This is a genomic window from Arthrobacter sp. ISL-30, from assembly GCF_018613855.1.
In the GTDB taxonomy this organism is placed as follows: domain Bacteria; phylum Actinomycetota; class Actinomycetes; order Actinomycetales; family Micrococcaceae; genus Arthrobacter.
The window spans coordinates 69,690-89,985 of sequence record NZ_JAGGPK010000054.1 but is presented as its reverse complement, the minus strand read 5'-3'; the positions used below and the strand labels follow the sequence as shown (position 1 = coordinate 89,985).

The window sequence follows — 20,296 nt, the reverse complement described above, 5'->3', positions numbered from 1 at the left end:
ACACGTACAATCCGTCAGGACAGCAGCTAAAAAGGCGTCGCAGACAACACAGGGCCAGGGACGGCGGAGCCCTGCGGAGCCAGCACTGGACCCCACAACCGGCCGCGCCAGCGGACGCCCAAACGGGTGCGAGTCCTGCGAGCATGCACCATCACTTACCGGTGTGGCATGCTCGAAGGCGTAAGCAGCAGGATGTTTACACCCAGGGCAGAGGGCCCATTCCCACCGGTTGCGGCCCTCTGCTTTGTCCTGGACGGTCATTGGAGTGTTGATACGAAGGGAATGCCGATGGGTCTGTGGAGCTGGTTCGCCCGTCGGCGCAAGCCGTCAACGGATGCTGGTCGCCCCGCCTTCGCAGCGGCCATTGGGCCGAAGGAACAGGAGCCGTTGACTCCTGAGCAGGTGGCAGATCTGAAAGCGGCGTGGGCCGAACTCGCCGAGGCGGCGAAAGAGTCAGCTGCCACCGGGTTTCATGCCTGCGCACGGGGCGGGAAGCCCTGGCAGGAAGATCCAGCAGCTGTGCGGAGCGTGGCGGCATTACTCCGCCGCGTCGACGCCGCGGACGCTGCTACGGAAGGTCCTACGGCCAAGTAAAAGCCAGCACGGACGTTTGTGCTGGTTTCTCCTTTAGGCTGGGCCCATGGCCGAGTCCCTTCCGCCGGCACTGCACCCACCGGTCGCGGTTGCCCTGGCGAAACTCGTCAAGGCCTTCCCCGGGCCCAACGCACTGCCCGGCGGCCTATGGGCGGAACCCAAATGGGATGGTTTCCGCACTACCGCCTTTAATGACGGCGGCAAGGTGACGCTGTGGTCCAGACAGGGCAAGGAACTTACCCGAATCCTGCCGGACGCAGCTGCCGCTCTCGCAGAGCAGGTGCCTCCCGGGGTGGTCCTGGATGGTGAAGCCGTCATTTGGAACCGGGACCGGCTGGATTTCGATGCGCTGCAGCAGCGCATGGTCACCTCCAGGGCGGCGCTTCCGGCCCTGGCTAAAGAGCTGCCCGCTTCGTTCGTGGCCTTCGATGTACTGGCCGTCGCCGGGCAGGACACCCGGGGTGTGCCCTTCACCGGGCGCCGGCAGCTGCTCGAGGAGCTCGCCCGGGACTGGGCCGCACCATTGCACCTCTCCCCCATCGCCAGGGACATGGATCTGGCGAAGACCTGGCTCCGGGATCTGCCCGCGGCAGGAATCGAAGGTCTCGTATTCAAGGGCGGCGCACACCCCTACGAGGCCGCCAGGATCTGGTCGAAGCTCAAGCACAAGCATCTTTGGGACGTGGTGTGCGCGGCCGTGATCGGGTCCGTGGCCCAACCACAGGCCATCATCGCCGGCCTGCCCATCGGCGGTGAACTGAAGATTGTCGGCCGCTCGTCCGTCCTGTCCACGAAGGTCGGGCGTGAATTGGGCCGGTACCTCCACCCGGCCGGGCCCGGGCATCCGTGGCCCGAAGAGATCAGCGAGTCCTCCCTGAACAGATTCAGCAAGGACAAAGGCCCCGTGCGGCTGACACTGGTCGACCCAGTCGTGGTCGAGGTCTCGGCCGACGTCGCCTGGTCCGGCACGTCCTTTCGGCACCCCGTCACTTGGAAGCGAGTCAGGCCGGAGCTGGACCCTGCAGAGGTCAGGGTTCCTCCTGAACTGAATAACAGGCACCGCTGATGACGGCGCTGCGGCGGGTTATGCCCAGTGTGGACAGCTTTGAGATTCATCCTCCGGTCTCCACCTGCCCACAATGGGCATAACCCGCTCCGGCACTGAGCGCGGCCGCCTTTGTCGTACCCCTCCCCCACACTGAAACGTGCAGCTCAGACGGGTTGCTTTTTGTTGGCGTGTCTATTCGAATATATGTTCTAAGGTTGTGTTATGAGACCGGAGCAAGCTTCCGCGCTGCAGGCGCAGTACGCGCGCCGGGCCGGCCCCATCGGGCTGACCGTGGAAGAGCTCGACTTCGAGCACTTCCCGGTCAAGAACGGGTACCCCGGGATCCCGGTGAAGGCGTGGATCCGGTTCCCGAACTGCGCGGAGCTCGTGGACGGGGAAGTGTTCGCGTGGACAGCGAAAGCGGCCGAAGTTACCTGGAAGGACGGACCGGTCGCGTACCGGACCTGGGTGTGGAGTTCGGCGGTCACCCGCCGGGAAGAAATGATGAACAGGAATTTGGGAGAGCGGACCAGCCGTGACAGCAACAGCAAGTGAAACAACCCTCGACGCCCCCGTCGACGTCCGATTCACCGCGGCCGGCACTCCCCTGGCCGTCCGCTACGACGGGCGGGTGTGGGCCGTCGCGGCGGAGCCACTGCACTGGTTCACCAGAGACTCCTGGTGGGAAACACAGCGAACTGTGCCGGTAGGCATTGGGAATGTCGTGGACATCGAACACTGGAGACTCCAGGTCCGTCTTACCTCTACCTCGGCGCTGCGCACCTTCGAGCTGCGCCGCGATCCGCTGTCAGAGCAATGGTTACTGAGCGGCATCACCGACGCCGGCTCCGCGGCCGCCTAAGCCAGGCAGGCCGGCAGCTGTAGCGTGGCGGCTCGCACTGTTGGGAGCGCCAAACGGACGATGGTGGACATAGCCACCGGTTCCTGACATTGCGCGGAAGTTAGTCCGGTATTGTCAGTCACTGATTAACTTGAAAGAAGAAGAAGGGCCTCCGCTCATGACCACTGTCCCTGAGTTTCGTCCCTCGGGGCGTCTTGAGCTGACTTGGACCAATAAAAACCAAAAATTGCTTTCGCATGAGGACGGGTCCTATGAATGGACTGTCCCCGGCGACTACAGAACCAGTGAAGTAAGACTTCTTCACGATGTGACAACAGTGGGAGAGACCCACAATTCTGCCCATCGGGCCAAGGACAACCTGCTCATCCGGGGCGATGCCCTCCATGCGTTGACCTCGCTCACCCAATTGCCTGAGTTTGCGCAACATTATGTTGGGAAAGTGAAACTGGTCTACATCGACCCCCCGTTCAATCGCGGTCAGGCCTTCGTTCACTACGACGACGCTCTAGAGCATTCCGTCTGGCTCACCATGATGAGGGACCGGTTGGAGCAAATCGAGACTCTGCTTGCCGATGATGGAAGCATTTGGTTGCATCTTGATGATGTCGAAAGCCACCGGGCGCGATTGGTGCTGGACGAGGTGTTCGGACCCAAGAATTTTGTTGCTGAGATCGCCTGGCGTTCAACCGACAGCAGCAGTAATAACGCTAAGGGATTCGCTAAGGATCACAACAGCATCATGATCTATTCAAAGATGCCGAAGTGGCGGCCGAAGCACCTCCCGGATCCTGCCAAGTCGGGACACTACTCCAACCCAGACAATAATCCGAGGGGGCCTTGGTACGACGGGAGGGACGTCCAGAATCCCAAGCTGAGGCCCAATTTGATGTATGACGTCGTGTCCCCGTCGGGCAACGTCATCAAACATCCAAAGAACGGGTGGCGCTGGGAACGCGAGACGTTGGAGGCCAAGCTGGCCTCAGGGGAGCTGTTCTTTAACGAGAACGAAACTGCGATCAAGAGAATCAGTTTCCTCTGGGAACAAGACGGACTTCCGCCAAGCGATATCTGGTTCAATGTTGGCGAGACTGGAAGTAGCCGGGGAGCCAAGAATCACCTAAAGAACCTGTTCCCTGGTGTACTGACCCCGGACCTGTTCGACACCCCGAAGCCTGAGCAGCTGATGCGGAAGATCATCGAGCTTTCAACGGAGCCGGGTGATCTCGTTCTGGACTGCTTCGCAGGGTCTGGAACCACAGCAGCGGCGGCCCACAAGATGGGGCGACGATGGGCCACCGTGGAATGGCAGCACAGCACGATCGAGACGTACACCATGCCACGATTGGCTAAAGTCATCGAAGGGACCGATCCCGGGGGAATTACGGAAACCACCGCCGTCGAATCGCTCGGCGATCTCCCAGACGATGTCACTGCCGCATCTGCCAAGGCCGCACTTGGCGTGCTGGATAAACTCCTGGAGCATGGCACATTTGATGATCTAGCTTTACTGCAGTCGGTCAAGAAATACGGGACGTTCGTTGCCAACCCAAAGCGTCATGCCTTGCCCTCTGACGAGTTGACACAGTTAACTGACCGGGAAATATTGAAGACGGTCTTTTCGGCGTTGCGGAAGGCAGGAAAGACCAGAAATGTCGCCACCAAAAATTGGTCGGGGGGCGGTGGTTTCCGCGTTTTGGACGTGGGCCCATCCATGTTTGAGGTTGAAGATCGCCAAGTTCTCTTGGCTCACTGGGCTGCGGGAGACGCGCTAGGTGAAGCAGTGGCGGGGCAGTATGGATTCGCTTACCTGAAGGAGTCACCTTTCTGTGGAAGAAAGGGTAAGCAGCGCCTTGCAGTAATCGACGGTCTGGTCAACGACCCTGTGGTTGATTTCCTTCTGGATTGGCTGGACGAAGGGGACCTCCTGGTTGCGTTCGGAACGGGTATAGATCCTGAATCCGCAAATCGGCTTGCCGAGTTGCGGCGCGGTTCAACGCTCAAGAAGATCCCCCAATCGATCGTTTCGTCGTATAGAAGGACGAAGCGGCGCAGTACCGGATTGAACTGGGCAAGTCCCTCCCTTCAGGCACAAGGAGCCGACGTATGACGACCGGTCTTGATATCGACCAGGAACTGCTTGCCCAGATTGGTGCGCAGATGAATCTGCGCACCCCCAATGAGCAAGCGCTGGAAACCATAGTGGCTGGCATATCCGAACACTTTGACGACCGCCAGCTTCCCGCACCCTACGAAGGGGTCGTAGCGTCCGCCACTGGTGTGGGAAAGACGTTCGTTATGGCTTCGGCCATTGATTACCTGGCGCAAGCCAAAGGCTGGTCTAACTTTGTCGTCGTCGTTCCCGGATCCACAATTCGGGAAAAGACCGTCGCGAACTTCACTCCGGGTTCTTCAAAATCCCTCACAGATGCCATGGGAGTGAAAACCGTATTAGTGACGGCGGAGAACTTCGATACTCCTGCCATGGCACAGGCCATAACTAATCCTGATGTGGTCAAGATTTTCGTCCTGACCGTCCAGATCTTACTCCGGCCGGAAGCCAGTGAAACAAGTCGCCGGGCGCACCTTTATATGGAAGGGCTCGGTGGCGAGCTTTACGAGATCCTCCAAAGCCGAGATGATCTGGTCGTCCTGGCGGATGAGCACCATCTTTACTACGGCCCGAAGTTTTCAGCTGCCGTTCGGGGGCTGAACCCGAAAGCTTTGATCGGCCTTACCGCGACGCCGCATAAGCTCACCCCGCCCGAACAAATCATTTTCCGTTACCCCTTGGCTGCCGCCATCGCGGGTAAGTATGTCAAGACACCTGTGATTGTGGGCCGGCGAGATGACCGGCATGATTTGCTAACCAGGCTCACCGACGGTGCCACCCTGCTGGAATACAAGCGTGAGGTGGCCACGGCCTACTGCCGGGAAAACCCTGAAGCCAAGGCAGTGAACCCTGTTATGTTGGTCCTCGCACGGGATACCGCTGAGGCCGACGAGATCACAGGCATACTGCGGGGAGAAGATTTTAAAGGCGGAGCTTATGCAGAAAGCGTCATCCAAGTCGACTCCTCGGTCACTGAAAAAGACGAACCTGCAATGTGGGAGCGTCTGTCCACAGTAGAGCAACCCGATTCAAAAATTCGCATTGTTGTGTCAGTGAAGATGCTTAAGGAAGGGTGGGATGTTAAGAACGTCTACGTCCTTCTCTCCACGCAGCCATCGCTTTCTGATGTCCTGACTGAGCAGGTGCTGGGGCGAGGTCTGCGCCTTCCTTTTGGGCGTTACACAGGCATTCAGATGCTGGATACCCTCGAAGTGCTCGCCCATGACCGCTTCCGGCAACTCCTTGAGCGCGCCAATGTGCTTAATGAAGAGCTAATTTCCTACCGGACACGATCCGTAGTGCAGCGTAACTCGGCCGGGGATCTTGTTGCGATTCGTGAGGAAGAAGAAGTAGGTCCGGGGTTCTTGCAGACGGAGGTTGCTGAGCTGCACGAAAACCCCACGCCAGCGACAGAGTTAGTGGACAATCGGGAGCAACAGGGAAGCGTGCGGTTGGGCTCCGTTGAACGACGCGTTGCGGACGGTCAGCAGACGTCCACGCTGCTGGAAGCGCCTCTGGTGCAGGCTCGTAAGGACACTCCATCCTTGATTTTCCCCGTACTGCGGCCAACCCAGATACAGACTTCATTCTCGCTGCGGGACATTACTGATGTATCCCCTTTTAGGGAACTGGGCAGGCGACTACGCGTGGACCCACAAGGGGAACTCCAACGAACTGCAATCTCCGCTAAGAGGCAGGTTGGGGCAGACGGGATAGAACGAACCATTCTGATTAGGACCACGGCTGAAGATCGCGTTAGAGCAGAGTCAGCCACCCTCTACAGCCTGAAAGAGATCCGCGCCCAACTGTCGGAGGCCATACTTAACGCGCCGGCTGTTAGTGCCCGCAGGTCTGACAGACCAACAGAAGTTCTGGCCGTAAACCCCATCATCGATGCGTTTATGGACGGTGTGAACGGCGAGGCTGAGGCCCTACTATCTGCCTATTTAGACAGAGCGGCTGCTTTGCTTATTCAGTTAGTCGGGCAAGAGCAAAGACTGCGCTCATCACAGGCTGTTCTTGAAGAAACGGCCACAGGTAAGAAGTTCACACCTTCGCGCCGTAACACCCGGTCGAAGGAATCGGAGGATCGTTCGGGTCCCTTCGACAGGGACACTGCATACGCCGGCTGGAACCGCTCGATAATGCCCCTGGAATGGTTTGACTCATCGACAGAACGTGACTTCGCCAATGTGGTCGACGACGACTCCGGGGTTGCCTGGTGGATACGGTTGCAAAGAGATGAACTTCCGCTTACATGGTCCTCATCCGGACAAAAATACAACCCGGACTTCATCGTCATCGGCACCGACGGACGCCATTGGCTTGTCGAAGTCAAGGCCGACCGTGACCTTACTAATGTGACAGTCCAAGCCAAACGAGAAGCAGCACGTCGTTGGGCAAACTATGTGAACACCTCCCCAGAATTTTCTGACCAGCGGTGGGCCTATCTCCTGGTCTCAGAGTCAGATATTCGACACACCAACGGTTCATGGCCTCAGCTACGCAGCATGGCGGGAAGCTGAGGTGGTGCGACCCGTGGTGGGAACGTTAGGTCCTCAATATTCTGGATATCCGTTTGAAGTCCTCCTCCCGATTTCTGATAGGTGACAGCCGTACCCTCTGACCTCATCGGCTATCAGGAACGAGTCGAGTGGATGGACAAGGAAGTTCTCACTTTGGCCGAAGTTTGGCCTGAGGACGTACGGGCGGTGATAGTCGGAATCAACCCTTCGCAAATGAGCGTTAACGCTGGCCACTACTTTCAGGGGCGTGGGGCGCGCGGGCAGGTCATGAAGCTTGTCAGGGCCGGGCTCATGACACTCCGCCAGGACGAGCGATTCTTTGAACGAGCGGCTCTCGAAGCCGGCGTTGGTTTGGCAGACCTTGTACGGCGACCGACACCGGACGCCAAGTCCGTCCCGGCAGCTGAGAGAGCATACGGGCGAGCAATTTTGGAAGAAAAACTTGCAGCAAGAAACGTGCCCTTGGTCATCGGAATTTATGCGCCACCTGTTAGGGAGCTCATGCACGGCCTGACACCGCCTGGATTCCAGGAGCGGCGCACATCGTGGGGTGCACGAATCTTTCGCCTGCCTGGTCCGATGCACGAGCGGGAATCGGCCGCGGGAATTATGGCGACCTTGAAGTTCGACTAGCCTAACCGCGCGGCTGCCGACCTAACCGCCGCCAACGATGCGCATAGTTCGGCAGCCTAATTCCCGGTTCCGCTCTTCATCAGATACTCATTACAAAGCGAAACAAAGACCTGGCCAAGTCACCTCACCGCGGATCTTCCTGCTCCTCTTCATACGAGAGGACTCCTCGCTATTCCAATCGACCGCGAAGCTCGGAGATTATTGCTTTCTCCTTTGCGCTGAGGGGCCCATCCACTGCGGCTACCTGGTTGGCCGCGTCGAGGATGTCATCCATCTCCCCTGGCTCGGTTTCCAGACGTCGCCAAACTTCGTCAGGGTCGATATCGATGAGGCGAGCGAGACGTTCATCGACCACCTCGTGTCGATCCCGGACTAGCTTCACCAGATGACGCATCAACAGCGCCTCATCGTCGGATATCTTGTGGTCGGCCCTGATTACGAGCCAGGCTACCCATAACATCAGGCGCGGGTGCTGACTCCTCTCGCTCAATGTCGTGGCGACTTCAATCACCCGCGCCTCATTTCTAAAGATAGATTGAGCGTGCTGACCAGCAATTAGTGTCGTGTAATGGTTGAGCGCCACCGCAAGCGGCACGCCGACTCCTGGAATTCCGATCTTTATGACGTTCCGCTGCAGGAGGTACTTTCCAACGAAAGGCAGCCCTTTCGCCGCGTTCAGGACCGCCCCGGAATAGAAACGCTTGATCACCGGCCTCATCAGAGCCGGGACCACTTTAGCGGCACCCTCACGTACCACTTCCCCACCCTTGATGGTGAAGGCCACGCGGATGAGCTTCCACATGTCCTCTGGGGCAGATAAATCGAGTGGAACCCGATAAAGTACCGCGATGTCGTACGCCAAGCGGATTTGGAGCCGAGAGATGTAAGCGACATCGACCATGAAGGTCGCTAAAGCGGCCGGGACGGTCGCCGTCGCCGCGCCACCGAGGCTTCCCAAAGTGGCAATGATGGCCACTGTGTAGGCGCCGGCAGAAAGGCCACCTTCGATGGCGGCGTACCGAGCCGCCAATTTAATCCGCTGATCGACGATGGCGTCAGGGGGTACGCCCTCATACAGTTCCTGGAAGTACTGCCAGTTGACCTTATTGGTGTAAGAGCTCAGGGCCTGGGCGAGGAGCTCGGTGAACCATCGACCCGACTTGATATCGTCCGGGCTCAACCCCGCGACGAACTTGCGCAGCTCCGCGCGCTCATTCTCGACAACCTGCTTGTCGGCGTCATTGGCGTCGTCAGCGCCCGCAGCGTCAAGTGGAGCTTCGGGCATGGAAAGTCCTCCTACAGGTTCAGGGTCATGCAGCTTTGCTAAGCATCGCGGCGAACCACAGCACCATACCCTGAGAGTGTCTTTCGCCGTCGGGGCGCCACTCTCTGGTGGGCGCGAGTCGGTACTAACTATCCGGGTTGCCCTGCGGCCGGTGGAACTGTGGTTTCAAATTCCACCCAGAGCCGCGTAATGGTCGCCAGAAGCTGCGGCGGAAACCATACGCTTGCCCGAAAAGAGGTACCGTCCATTGGATCCATCGTGGTGATGTCTATTCCGCCCTCGCTGTAGGCGGCACCGTCTAGAAGCTCCATAGTTTTTCGCACAAATTTGCATGCTTGGTCAAAATCGGCAAACACGATTTGAGCGCGGTTGAAGTTGAGCAAAGGTTCGTGGGCTGTGTAGTGCTCAGGATCTCCTTGGCATGAGAACTGCGTCTCTAGACCTAAATCCCACAACGCACGAAGCAGGGGCGCCATTAGGTGGTCCACTTCAATGCCGTCGACTTCTACCTGCGAATGATCGGGGAGGCCCGGCCTTGCAGGCTTCGTCAAGCCTCGAACACCATGATCGTGACCGACGCGGTATCCGGAGTCGAATCCTGCCCGGAACCGCTGCCGGCCGTAGCCGTTGAGCCGGAGTTTCGCGAGCTGCATATTGAATGAGACTGTGAGGGCCATGTCATTGGCGAGTTTCCGAAGCACCCAGCCATCTTGTCAGGCGGGTACGACAGTAAGGCCAAGGGCAGGAGCTATCGATTCCGCGGCACGCAAATCACGGGTGTCCCACTTCCTTGGGAAGTGGGAAGCGACCGACTAGTCCTAGGGTTTGATGTGAGCCTTTCGTTCTCCCCGTCTCGGTAGAGAGGGGAGCTCGTTGCCCAATAGCTCGGTCACCGCCCTGACCCAGTGAGCATTACCGTCCGGAAAAGCGGGCCCCTGCGGCGTCACAGGCTCTTGATTGCAACGCCCTCGCCCTACGTCCACGCAAAGGTGCTCGCGGGCCAATACGCCCTTACTAATGGGCAACGGTAACCATCCCTCCACGACGTAACTGCGCCAATTGACGCTAGCGTGGTTGAGCGGAGTATCGCCCTGGAGGCTATTGCAGAAGGGGCAACAGTATCCCAGGTATGAGCGATCCGCGGTTTTACTGAATCTGGTAGCCAAGAACATGGGTGCCGGCAAATCTGCCTGTTTCAAGATGGGCATGACCCTGGCTGCGATAACCCGCTCAATCCTGTCTACTAGGAAGTCCCTGGAGTCAAAGTGGTGAACTGCGACCAGACTGCCGGTGTACCCACACCTTGTCTCTACCTGAAGGTTTTCCAGCCGCCAGGCCGTGATCCAGCGTTTACAGCTCTCTCGCCAGCATTTGACCATTGCCGTTTCCAACGAGTACGCCCGAACGACCGGTTCAATGTGCTGCTCAATTCCGTGGTTCAGCAGGTTAAGGACAGCGTCAGCAGGACCGGCGGTGACAGGACTCCCGAATGGGCCTGGCAGGCTGATGGTCCTTGCTCCTGATTCCCCACCGATCATTGCCGATGGCACAACGGCAGCAGCTTCACGATTCACTTCTGCAGCTAGCCAAAAGCAGCGTATGCCCTCAGCTTCGTAGCGTTCCTGCCGCCTCCGAAACTCGTCGGCATCCTGGCGCGAGAATTGAATTTCGAGAGCCCATTTTTCAGTTCCCCTGGTCACCATCACGTCAGCAATCCAGGACCGGTCAGGGGCAGCCTGCTCGATCACTGCCTCCCAGCCTGCCTCGCGTGCTGCCGCCGCGACGACAGACTTCATCTCCAAGTGATCCGCAGATTCCCCACCAGGATGTAAGGCACAGTCCGCTAAGCCGTGATGGTAAAAGTGCTTCAATCCGTTCTTGGAGATCCGCGGTTTGCCAGGCTGACCGCACGACATGGTCAGAGGTTCCCCTGCTTTGCAGCGCTGCCGCACGTCTTCCCAGTCTGAATCGCCCATAAATGGCGCTTCAATGCGTTCGCCGGCTAGGTAAGCGGCAAGTGGCATCTCTTTTCCCCCCACAAAATAGAAAACAAGGCCTATGCCCGGGTAAGCAAACCAGACACCTCTGACAATTAGAGAGGTACTCCTTGAAGAACAAGACCTAAAGGCGGTCCTACTAGGATTTTCCACTCGATGTTCGAAACGGATCGCCGTAGTGTCTCAATGGAAAGCCCGCCGGTCCCCCACCGGCGGGCTTTTTTCGCTCATACCGCAGGTGTTCCATTTCCCTAGAGGCGGGACCTCCTATTGGGACGCTTCCCCGCCGGCGGCCGGGCGTCGGGAGGTGAGTATCCGCGGCACGGGCCTATTTGGATGCCCGCTCGGCGGGCTCAATCAGTTCCGGGCCGTTGTTGCGCACGCTGTTGACTCGGGGACTGACAATTCGAGGTGTCAGGGTGGGTTCCGGCAGGGAGTCCAGCAAGTGCTGGATGTCGTTCTTGTCGGTCAGGTCAGGGTCCAGCCATTCCGCGAAGCGGTCCCGCGGGATGATGACCGGTGAGCGGTCGTGGACGTGCCCCAGCGCGTCCTGCGTCGTCGTGGTGAGCACTGTGCAGCTGAGCAGCCACCTTTCCGGGTCATCCTCTGGCAGCGACGGGTCAGCCCACCACTCGTACAGGCCGGCGAAGCCCAGCAAGGGGTCCTTCTCGGAGTACAGATAGTTAGGGATCTTTTTCCCGTCCTCGGTCCTCTGCCACTCGTAATAGCCCTCAGCCGGGACAATTGCACGACGCTTCACAGCGGCCTTGCGGAAGGATGGCTTCTCCAGGATGGACTCGCTGCGGGCGTTAATAAGCTTGGAGCCAATCTTCATGTCCTTTGCCCAGGAGGGGACCAGCCCCCAACGTGCAATGAGTAGATGCCGGTCGATCGTCCCCTCATCCAGACGTTCAGCAACGATCGGGACACTCTGGGTGGGGGCCACGTTCCAACTCGGCGGTGGTGGGCTCCCCTCGACCTCCTTGGCTTCAAAGTGGCTCAGAAGGTCTCCGGTGGCTTTGGACATCACATATCGGCCGCACATGAGGCCCATTCTGCCTGAGAGGGATGCCTAGCCGTCGGCGGGCGGCCGTAATCCGGGTGTCTCAGAAGCTATCCCCAAACTAGAAGAGCGCTACGCAGCCGCCGCATTTGCGACTTCCGGCACGTCGACTTCCGGCACGTCATCGCGGCTAAGAGCACGGGTCAGTGAAGAAACACTGACGCTGAGTATCTGTGCCGTCTCCTTGAGAGTCTTTCCTTGGCTACGCAGCTGCCGGGCGGCCTCTGTCTTTGATTGAGTCATGGTTCGCGGGCGGCCCCCAAGCCGGCCGCGGGCTTTCGCCGCTGCCAGGCCGGCCTTTGTCCGTTCAGATAACCGAGACCGTTCATACTCGGCCAAGGATGCGAACATATCGAAGATGAGCTTTCCATGGGCGCTGGTCGTGTCGAGCCATGGTTCGGCGAGGGAACGGAACCCTATCCCCCGCTTTCCAAGTACGGTCACAATGTCGGCCAAATCGGCGGTACTGCGGCCCAACCTGGTTAGATCAGAAACGGTCAGGACATTCCCAGGCTGCAGGTAATCCAAGCACTCCTTCCAACGCGTCCTGGCTTGGGTGGCGCCGGACGCGTACTCCTGAAAAACCCGCACGGCCCCCGCAGCTACGAGCGCATCCACCTGGGAATCCAGCGACTGCCCGCGGGTGCTTACCCTCGCGTACCCAATTACGTTGCCAGACACGTCAAAAAGCCTCCATCCAAGGTTTTGACCAGCTTCTGTTTCGGAAACCAGTTTTGACCAACAATATGAGTACTTTTTCGACTCTTTCTGGAGCAATGCCGAAGGTAAGTCAGAAACGGTCGTTATTGACTACCCTCGGACACGGCAGTTGATGGCGGATAATTACGTCAAGACGTAATTATTTTTTGAGGCGGTCCCTGACTGCCTCATCCAGGAAGTCGATGATCGAAAGTCCGTGCTCAGCCACATAGTCATCCATCGCGTCTCTGAGTTCGATTTCGATCTTTGAGGAGAAGGGTTCCATCCGACGTTTGCTTCGAGGGCGGCCCGGTCCCGGCCGCCTTTTTGTCGATACTCGAGGAGCAACCTCTAGCGGGTCAGGTGACTGTGCACGCGAAGGTTCCGTAGACAGCTCTTGCCTACTGTCGCTTCGGGAGGTCAGAACATCGACTACGTCCGCGGCGGGTGCCTTGCGGATCGCTGATTTTCTCTCTACTGGCATCAGTTGACTCCATCGATAAAGCGAGCATGCTCGATGAACTTTTCGGTCATGATTACAGCTCCCCTGCTGTTGAGCTTTGTAAGAGGGGCTCTCGAACTGACAGAGTCCTGCATGGCCGTCCTGAGCGGAAGGTGAGGACTCCTTACGTCTTGCCCATAGGCAGCCTCCAATTCGCCGATTTGGAAGGCATGCTCCCCTGTCAGGGGCGAACTGGTCTTGTTGATGATGATTCCTAGGAACTCAAGTGCCGGATTCAGGTGCGGTAACGACTGCACTTTCTTCACTGTCTCCAGGAATTCGGTGACGCCTTTCACCGAGAAGGCCGCAGGCTCCGTTATGGCAAGGACTCGATCAGCCCAAATAAGGCCATTGAGCGTAAGACGACCCAACGCGGGAGGAAGATCCAGAAGAATGTGATCGTATGCCATCAATTCCTCAGCGCCCCAGGCGGCGGTCTTCAACCGCAACTCTGGTGTCATGATGCTTTCCGATTCCAGCCGCGCAAGCGATTCGGAGCTCGGGATGAGATCAATGCCAGGCCAAGAGGTCTCGGTGATGGCCTGACCCAAAGTGCCGGCATCTCCCCCATACAACACGTCGAAAACGTCGAACTCACCGGAACCTTCAAGTGCTTCGGTGACGTTTGCCTGAGGATCCAGGTCGATCACGAGCACTTTTTTGCCAATCAACTTCAAACCGGTGGCAAGACCCAATGTCACAGAGGTCTTACCGACTCCGCCCTTTCGGTTCCCTATCGCAGTTACTTTCACGTGTCACCTCAATTGCAATTAATAAATCTGGCTGTCTGCCAATCTATCCATCCGTCAATCAATCTATCTTTATGTCATGACGTATTTATTACTGCCGAGGCGGCGGTACACGTCCGCCCCAAGCTCAAACTGGACATCCGGCTATCAATCTATCTGTCTATCTTTACGTCATGACGTATTTATCTCGGCGCGTCGCTGCATAAAAGCGAAGCTATAGAGGAAGAGGGGCGTTTCCCAAGATCCAACGCCTGGCTCCGGGAGGCGACGGAGAACTATCCCTGGCGTCACATGGGCACCAGCAGCTCGCCAGAGAAAGGCCCGGGGAGTGCCCTCAAGAACTTTCACCGGTACTGCATGGGCGCCTTTAGCGGCCCACCGCATGAGAACCCGATAAATACGTCTGGATTTATTTCATATGTCGCTAATCCACGAGGGCTGAGGGCACACGCCCGTACTGTGGGGCACAAGACTCAAGGGCTATTGCGTGATGATGACGTCTTCATAACGCCAACATTGGGGCCGACTCGTTTGAGCCGGGGACACGCTGGAGTTACCAGCCCTTCTAACCGAAGACACTTCCAGGCGCAAAGTCTGAGGGTGCACAGAGTTCCACAGAAGAGCCGCCCCACCAGCAGCAGTAGAACGCCACAATAATAAATACGTCAAGATTGATTCTCTCCGCATGCTCCTTTGTCCGACCGCGGGTTCACGACAGGCGGCAAGAACTAAGAGAGTCTTAGGCCGCTTTCCATAAGGCAGAAACAATGGGGGGGTGCCAGCCAATGAGATTCACGCTCGAGATCGTGAAGATCCTCCTCGACTTGCTTGCAGGCCTTCACCGTGATGCACCCCTAACTCTTTCCTGTCATTCCCGCCTCAAGCTACATGCCAAATTGCCGCATCGTCGGGTGGTATCCAGTACTCGTCCCGTTCTAGATCAAACAACTCAGTCTCTTCGACCTTGGGGGTACGAAACCGGTCTAGGTAGGCGTGCCAAGCAGCGCGTTCATTCCGGTTACGGCTGATCTGATCAAGGTAGTCATCCATCACACCGAGTCGTGCCGCGAGCATGCGTAAGTTGACTGTGGTGGTCTTCCACGCGTGTCCCTGGCGCTGGACCATACCCAAGGCTTCCATCTCGGCCAACGCGGCCGAGCATGCATTCCGGCTGACACCGGTAGCCCGCACGAGATCCGCAGTTTTGGGGGAGTGGCGGCCGCGTTCGATGGCTTCGTACACCAGCGCTGTAGCATCCCCGAGTGCCCGAAAAACAGGCCGAATGGCATGAATTTTTCCTTTTCGCCAAGCTAGTTCGCGGGCTAGTTGTTGGTACTGCTCGGGGAGCTGGATGAGATACACGTCGGCGGCTTTGTGACGTGCGTCCATGACTTTAGTCAGGATTCCATCGGAGGCAGCAACCAGGACGGGGAGAAGCCGCGCAATGGTGACGTGGTGTTTTCCCATCGCCACAGCAAGAGTTCGACATCCAACGTCAAGAACATCAGTTTCCTTGGCTCTCATATAGCCCAGTAGCCCACGAATGAGCAGGCGGAGGCTTAGGCCTTGCCGGCCTCTGGCTTGCAGTCTGTGATCGAGGACTGCGTAAAGGACATTTTCCAGGTCGTTTACGAGCTGCCGCACACCGGCGCTGCTAAGTTTCCCTGCCCCCCCGGTGGTTAAAGTTGGGCTTGTGTTGTTAATAGGGGCACTCTTTTTCCTGTGTTTACGGGGGAGTCGTTTCTGAAGGGTTTGGTTGGAAGTGAGGGACTGGGCTTTGGTCCACTCGTAGGGCAGGAGTCGCGCCTGGCGTTGGGGGGTTCCGTATAGGGCGGCCAGCCCCGGGAACTGGCCGGTAAGTTCGTTCTCGACGTCTTGCAGGGACCAGCCACAGGCGCTGAAGTGGTTCAGGACAGCCATGCGAGCCTCGGATGGGCCCTTGTACCTGGCCGTGTCGTACAGGCCGGTTCGGGCGACCTTGCGCAGCGGCGCTTCACTACCAGCGTTTAGCGGTAGTGCCGGCAGAATCCCGGTTCGCTGCCCGGCAACAGTCCTGGCTGCACGGGCTTTGAGTGCGCGCTTCCGGGTTAGCTCCGGAGCCAGCGCAGACCGAAGCTCCATCAGCGCAGAGGCTGGGTTGCGTCGCCGCAGGATGTCGTAGGCCTGGGAGAGTGGAGTGATTAGGGTTTGGTGCCCGCCAGCCTTGTGCACCGATCCAGGGACGCGGATACAGCCATCCGTGATGTTTTGGTGCGGACTCGGGTCTAGACTCCTCGCCGTCAGTGCGAGTGCTTCGACCAGTTCCCTGGCTTCAGCTGCTCCGATACGGTCCCGCAGCGGGATGTACAGGTGGCGGCCGCCACTAGGGGAAAAGTCCTCAACAAAAACCATCCCGCACGCCGCCAACAACCGCCCCACCCGGGCAGCGTCCGCGTCAACCACACCTTTGAGGGCCTTGGACGTGTCAAAGTCCAGGCACAGCGTGGCAACACTGCCATCCGGGCCATGCACCATTACCGCCGCAGGACGTTCCGGCAGTACCCGAGTGATTTTCGGTGCGTTGCTCGGCCGGGGGTACTGAAACCGCGAGCCAATCCAACGACCAAATCGGTAAGAAGGGGCGCCAGCAATCATCGGAGCAAGGCTCCATGCATCTTCTGGCTTCACGTACGGCGCGACACCCATAAGGGCATGCGTTGACGCCGATACCGGTTCCGGTACCATGGTGTGCAGTAGTTCCTTTCGAGGTAACACAAATGGCACCCACAGCGTGGGTGTTGTAAAAGTTCAGATCGTGTCCCGCCAAGAACTGGATCTGGACTTAATGCTTCGAGAAGGCCCGCCTAGTGCGGGCCTTCCTCTTTTAAGAGGCGATACGGCCGATAGGCAGTTCCCCCTGGCCGGCAACGAATGTCATGTCGATGGCGGCGAGCTTTTCAGCAACGGCATGTGCGATGAACTCACTGGCCGACTGCCCTTGGTGATCTGCTACAGCGAACAACTTTTCTGCGTCTGCAACGGGGAGCCGGGTAGTCAGAACATGACGGTCCCCTTTAGAAGGGCGTCCTCCGCGTGCGCGTTTCTGAATTGCCATGCCCCTCACGTTAGTTTCTGAAACGCTGGGGACTGGACATAAAGTACGGCGTGTCGGTTTCATCGCTCTTAGAAACCTTTTGCGACGGCGGCAGCCGCGGCAAGCCACGCGCGCTGGGTGGCGGGCTGGAGGGCGTCGTAGCGGATGGGGCCGTTGACCAGTGCGGGGTCGTAGGGGATTCGGACCACGGCTCGTACATGGGGGGCGAAGCCGTCAGCGATCCGCCTGGCCTCGTCCTTGGCGCGTTTGAGGGCGTCGCCGCTCATGCTGCGCTTGGCGTCGGTGGATTCGGACACGATGACGACGGCGTTGCGGGCCAGTTCGGCGTCGTGGCCGCCACGGGATTCGAGGGTTTGGAGAGTCAGGCGTGCGGCCTCGGCGCGGTCTTCGATGGCTGTCACGGGGACCACGAGCTGATTGGTGTGGTGGATCATTCTCCGCCAATTTGCGGCCCGGGCCGTGTTTCCGGAGTCCATGACGATCAGACGGTAGTAGCGGGTGAGTACCTGGTGGGCGATGTCCACCTCCTCTGCGGTCACTTCGTGGTCGCCCTCCTCGTTCTCGTCCGAGCGCAGGACGTCGAACTTGTCCGAGGTCTGGTGGTGGACGAACTGGGCGATTTCGGCTGCCTGGGCGCTGGGGGAGAGCAGCGCCTGGGATGAGTCGATGAGATCCAGGACGCTGTTGTTGTGGCCGCCTTTTTCGGTGCGCCAGCCGAGCGTGCCCTGTGATTCGTTGTTGTCCCAGGCGACGGTCGCTGCGCCGCTGTAGCGGGCCAGGATCGCGCTGAGCATGACGACGGTGGGGGTCTTGTTCGCTCCGCCCTTGCGGTTGACGACCGCGACGGTGCGGGGGCCGGGCCAGTGCTGACTCACGATGCGGATATCTTCCCGTTCGGCCAGCTCTTCGGGTGAGGGGTCCATCCGGAAACCCAAGCGGCTGAGAACGCCCCGCCAGCCGCGCGTGGCCGGCTGGAGCACAGGCGCGCTAATGAGGAACGAAGTGTCTTTGAGGCTGCGCCGGGCGGCAGGCTCCCCACCGGCTGCCACAGCAGCCGGTGCGGGCCCCTCGGCGGGCGCGGACGCAACGGCTGCGCTGAAGGTCACCGGCGCAGCGCCGGCAGCTTGTGCCGACGCCTCCTTGGACGGAGAGGAAGCAGGGACCGAAACAGGCGTAGGTGCAGGCGCGGCCGTGGTCGTGGCCTTGGCTGTTTCGGGCGAAGGGGCTGCCGTAACGGGCAGACGGTCCTGCTCCCGCTTCGGGGTGGGCTTGACCGGAGCGGCCTCGCTGACGACGCCCTCGGGGGAGACGATGATGAAACCCTGCCCGTCCGGGTCAGTGGTGCTGACGCGGACGGGCCGGCCGAGCTGAGCAGCGGTTTCGGTGATGATACGCAGGGCGTCGGTGAGGACGGCGGCTTCGTCGGCGGCCTCGATCGCGTGGGAGGTCCCGTTGATGGTGACTTCGCCGGTTCCGTTGGTCCGCAGAACGGCGTTGATCTTGGGGAAGTCGAGCGCTTGAGTTTCCATCATCTGTCCTTACTTCGTGCCGTTCGGGGGCGTGAAACGGTTGACCTGCCAGGGCTTGTCGGCCGCGCTGCGGAGCAGCTGCACGTCGTAGTCGCCGGCATCGGTGGGAAACACGACATGGCAGCCGAAACCGTTGTTCTCATCGATCCTGAGCTGGCCCGTTCCAGTGATCCTGGTGACCGGCATGTTGGCCGGGTCAACGTATTGGTAATCAGCGGTTGCTTGGGCGGTCAGCAGCTGCCCGAGCTCCTGGATCCATTGTTTGTCCGGGACCGTGGGACGGGCGTAAAGCGTCATGGCTTTGGTTGCGGTTTCCAGCGCGGCTGTTTTGCTTGCCTCGTCCCAGGCGATGCCAAGCGTGGCTGGCGCTGTGCCGCCGGGAGCTTGGGGCTTACCGCCCGCGCTGAGCGTGGCTGAGCTGGCGGCGGAAGCACTCGGCGATGGTTCCGCGGACGTAGAGCTGGATACCGGCGCGCAGGCCGTGCACACGAGCAGGGCCGCGAGGGCTGTCAGGGCGCGTTTCATGGTTCCTCCGGGTAGTCGCTGCCGGGCAGGTAGAGAAAGGCGCTGGGAGTGCTGTTCTCTACGGTGCGGGTGTAGTAGGTGTGGTCGTTCGGGACGGGGTTGCCGTTGTAGCCCTCTTCCAGGAAGCTGCCGTCACCATTAACGGCTTTGACGACGGCGACGTGGCCGTAGGTGCCGTCGGCGCCCCCGGTGCCAGGGGAGTACCAGACGACAGCACCGACACGTGGCGTTCCACCGGTGGGCCAGCCCTTGGCGTCCCAGCCGTCTTTCCAAGTAAGGGCAGAGCCGAGCACGGCACCGTCAGGCCGGAAGGTGCCGTTCAGGACCTTGTACGGGGCCGTGGTGCTGCCCAGTTGCTGGTTGACACGCCAGAGGGCGAAGTCAACGCATTCGCGGTTGAACATGCCCAGCGGGGATGGCTCATAGATCTTGGCCGTACGCCACGGCAGATCATCGTCTTTACCGGATTGGCCAGGGATCCCGCAGGAGCTTGTCCCGCCGGCATCGGTGATCTGAACGTCGCCCAGAGCGGCAACGACCTCGACGGCGGCCGCCCAGTAGGACTGGTAGTGGAACGGGTCGGCGTTGCGCTGGACCCGGTGCGCAGCCGTGGTGGGCTCGAGCTGTTCCCACCCGCTGACCTTCTGCAGGGCGGTAAAGAAGCTCGTCGCTGAAGTCGTTGGGTTCATGCGGTCCCCATAGGACCCCCACGCACCGTTGTCGCGCTGCTGGAACAGTCCCCGGGAGTCAGGGCCCGGGCCGTCGCCGTAGTCCAGGACACGCAGCCCGGATTCGCCCATGGCCGTCATGACACCGATCGTCTGCCCCCGGGCAGGCAGACCCAGGGCTTTGCCTGCATTGATGACCAGAGCCGCGTTCTTCAGTTGCTCGCCCTCGTAACCGGCAACAGCGACTTTGGGCAGCTGGCTTGCGTCAACGCTGACGCTGGACCCGGTTGGTGAGCAGACATCGGCCGCGGCCTGGGAGCCCCCGCCGAACAGGATGATGGACAGCACCAAGCCGACGGGTGCAAGGACGGCGCCGGCGACCAGCGCGGGCGCGCTCGTTCGTGATTGCATGT

19 protein-coding genes are annotated in these 20,296 nt (G+C 59.5%); 7 read left to right on the top strand and 12 right to left on the bottom strand.

The window, feature by feature from the left end:
• Positions 1–288: 288 nt before the first annotated feature.
• The 7 genes from J7E82_RS19145 (at position 289) to J7E82_RS21410 (ending at position 7,772) form a co-directional block, all read left to right on the top strand.
• On the top strand, positions 289–594 hold the full coding sequence (locus tag J7E82_RS19145) for a hypothetical protein (protein WP_214865545.1): 306 nt from the start codon (positions 289–291) through the stop codon (positions 592–594).
• A gap of 46 nt (positions 595–640) precedes the next feature.
• Entirely contained in the window at positions 641–1,660 is a 1,020-nt protein-coding gene (locus tag J7E82_RS19140; protein WP_214865543.1) for an ATP-dependent DNA ligase, read from the top strand.
• Between the two features lie 204 nt (positions 1,661–1,864).
• Positions 1,865–2,197, top strand: a complete 333-nt coding sequence (locus J7E82_RS19135; protein ID WP_214865540.1) for a hypothetical protein — start codon at positions 1,865–1,867, stop codon at positions 2,195–2,197.
• The gene (locus J7E82_RS19130) at positions 2,178–2,504 is read left to right on the top strand and encodes a hypothetical protein (RefSeq protein ID WP_214865538.1); all 327 of its coding nucleotides are present in this window, start codon (positions 2,178–2,180) and stop codon (positions 2,502–2,504) included. The genes J7E82_RS19135 and J7E82_RS19130 overlap by 20 nt, the downstream gene beginning before the upstream one ends.
• A 157-nt stretch (positions 2,505–2,661) precedes the next feature.
• Entirely contained in the window at positions 2,662–4,611 is a 1,950-nt protein-coding gene (locus J7E82_RS19125) for a site-specific DNA-methyltransferase (protein ID WP_214865536.1), read from the top strand.
• A complete protein-coding gene (locus J7E82_RS19120; RefSeq protein WP_214865534.1) occupies positions 4,608–7,139 on the top strand; it encodes a DEAD/DEAH box helicase family protein in 2,532 nt (843 codons plus the stop codon). The genes J7E82_RS19125 and J7E82_RS19120 overlap by 4 nt, the downstream gene beginning before the upstream one ends.
• 132 nt (positions 7,140–7,271) lie before the next feature.
• Positions 7,272–7,772: a uracil-DNA glycosylase family protein gene (locus J7E82_RS21410; protein ID WP_214865532.1), complete on the top strand. Its 501-nt coding sequence runs from the start codon at positions 7,272–7,274 to the stop codon at positions 7,770–7,772.
• 169 nt (positions 7,773–7,941) lie between these two features.
• Here the strand turns inward: J7E82_RS21410 and J7E82_RS19110 are convergent, their stop codons facing one another.
• The 12 genes from J7E82_RS19110 to J7E82_RS19055 form a co-directional block, all read right to left on the bottom strand.
• Positions 7,942–9,057: a hypothetical protein gene (locus J7E82_RS19110; RefSeq protein ID WP_214865530.1), complete on the bottom strand. Its 1,116-nt coding sequence runs from the start codon at positions 9,055–9,057 to the stop codon at positions 7,942–7,944.
• A gap of 128 nt (positions 9,058–9,185) precedes the next feature.
• Positions 9,186–9,734, bottom strand: a complete 549-nt coding sequence (locus J7E82_RS19105; protein ID WP_214865528.1) for a hypothetical protein — start codon at positions 9,732–9,734, stop codon at positions 9,186–9,188.
• A gap of 141 nt (positions 9,735–9,875) precedes the next feature.
• Positions 9,876–10,973, bottom strand: a complete 1,098-nt coding sequence (locus tag J7E82_RS21405; RefSeq protein WP_374223643.1) for a competence protein CoiA — start codon at positions 10,971–10,973, stop codon at positions 9,876–9,878.
• 409 nt (positions 10,974–11,382) lie between these two features.
• On the bottom strand, positions 11,383–12,099 hold the full coding sequence (locus J7E82_RS19095) for an SOS response-associated peptidase (RefSeq protein WP_214865523.1): 717 nt from the start codon (positions 12,097–12,099) through the stop codon (positions 11,383–11,385).
• 90 nt (positions 12,100–12,189) lie between these two features.
• Positions 12,190–12,798 carry a recombinase family protein gene (locus tag J7E82_RS19090; RefSeq protein WP_214865521.1) on the bottom strand — a complete coding sequence of 203 codons (609 nt, stop codon included), beginning with the start codon at positions 12,796–12,798 and terminating at the stop codon, positions 12,190–12,192.
• A gap of 178 nt (positions 12,799–12,976) precedes the next feature.
• Positions 12,977–13,102, bottom strand: a complete 126-nt coding sequence (locus tag J7E82_RS21090) for a hypothetical protein (RefSeq protein WP_285289765.1) — start codon at positions 13,100–13,102, stop codon at positions 12,977–12,979.
• 197 nt (positions 13,103–13,299) lie between these two features.
• Positions 13,300–14,070, bottom strand: coding sequence for a ParA family protein (locus J7E82_RS19080; protein ID WP_131685045.1), 771 nt, complete (start codon positions 14,068–14,070; stop codon positions 13,300–13,302).
• 876 nt (positions 14,071–14,946) lie between these two features.
• Positions 14,947–16,791 carry a hypothetical protein gene (locus J7E82_RS19075; RefSeq protein WP_214865517.1) on the bottom strand — a complete coding sequence of 615 codons (1,845 nt, stop codon included), beginning with the start codon at positions 16,789–16,791 and terminating at the stop codon, positions 14,947–14,949.
• A 139-nt stretch (positions 16,792–16,930) separates the two neighbouring features.
• Positions 16,931–17,161, bottom strand: a complete 231-nt coding sequence (locus tag J7E82_RS19070; RefSeq protein ID WP_015062388.1) for a hypothetical protein — start codon at positions 17,159–17,161, stop codon at positions 16,931–16,933.
• Between the two features lie 68 nt (positions 17,162–17,229).
• Positions 17,230–18,693 (bottom strand): chromosome partitioning protein ParA, encoded by a 1,464-nt coding sequence (locus tag J7E82_RS19065; RefSeq protein WP_214865515.1) that lies wholly within the window; start codon positions 18,691–18,693, stop codon positions 17,230–17,232.
• A 6-nt stretch (positions 18,694–18,699) separates the two neighbouring features.
• On the bottom strand, positions 18,700–19,215 hold the full coding sequence (locus J7E82_RS19060) for a hypothetical protein (protein ID WP_214865513.1): 516 nt from the start codon (positions 19,213–19,215) through the stop codon (positions 18,700–18,702).
• On the bottom strand, positions 19,212–20,294 hold the full coding sequence (locus tag J7E82_RS19055; RefSeq protein WP_214865511.1) for a CHAP domain-containing protein: 1,083 nt from the start codon (positions 20,292–20,294) through the stop codon (positions 19,212–19,214). Before J7E82_RS19055 ends, J7E82_RS19060 begins: the two co-directional genes overlap by 4 nt.
• Positions 20,295–20,296: the final 2 nt, after the last annotated feature.